This is a genomic window from Streptomyces turgidiscabies Car8, from assembly GCF_000331005.1.
Lineage (GTDB): Bacteria > Actinomycetota > Actinomycetes > Streptomycetales > Streptomycetaceae > Streptomyces > Streptomyces turgidiscabies.
The window spans coordinates 1-774 of record NZ_AEJB01000091.1 but is presented as its reverse complement, the minus strand read 5'-3'; the positions used below and the strand labels follow the sequence as shown (position 1 = coordinate 774).

Here is a 774-nt window from a genome sequence, read left to right as displayed (position 1 = left end):
GCGGCCCTGACGACACCGCCTACCACCGGATCTTCGACCCGTTCTACCGGGGCGCCTTCGACGCCGGCCGCCAGGTCCGGATCATCCACGCCCGTCAGCTGCACGACCCGCGCGGCGAACGGGACGGACTGACTCCCGAGGAGGCGGTGACCCGTCACCCGGTCCTGGTCGTCCCGGCGCTGTACGTCGTCGACGACACGACCCTCGACTGGTTCGCCGCGTACGCCCATGCCGGCGGCCACCTGGTCCTCGGCCCGCGCACGGCGTACGCCGACCACGAGGCCCGGGCCCGCCACGAACTCGCCCCCGGACGCCTGGTGGACGCGGCGGGTGTCAGCTACGACGAGTACAGCAACCTGACCCAGGAGATCCCGGTGCGTGGCGTGCCGGGCGGCCCCCTGCGACTCCCCGAAGGCGCGAAGGCGGTGCACTGGGCCGACGGCCTCACCGTGACCGACGCCGAGCCGCTGGTGACGTACGACCACCCGCACTTCGGCCGCTGGCCGGCGGTCACCACCCGCCGTCACGGCGCGGGCCAGGTGACGTACGTCGGGACGGTGCCGGGCCGCGACCTCGCCCGGGAGCTGGCCTCCTGGCTGACCCCCACCGCCCGCAGTGTCTGGGGCGACCTCCCGGCCTCGGTCACGGCGACCACCGGTACGGCCGAGGACGGGCGGCGCGTGCACATCGTCCACAACTGGAGCTGGGAGCCGGCGCGGGTCACGGCCCCGGCCGACCTGACGGACGTACTGAAGGGCAGCCCGGTCCCCAAGG

At 74.5% G+C, this 774-nt stretch carries 1 protein-coding gene; it reads left to right on the top strand.

Translation table 11 applies throughout. The annotated features are described in order from the left end of the window. The coding region (locus STRTUCAR8_RS05150) for a beta-galactosidase trimerization domain-containing protein (RefSeq protein ID WP_044471653.1) at positions 1-774 on the top strand (774 nt) is incomplete at both ends.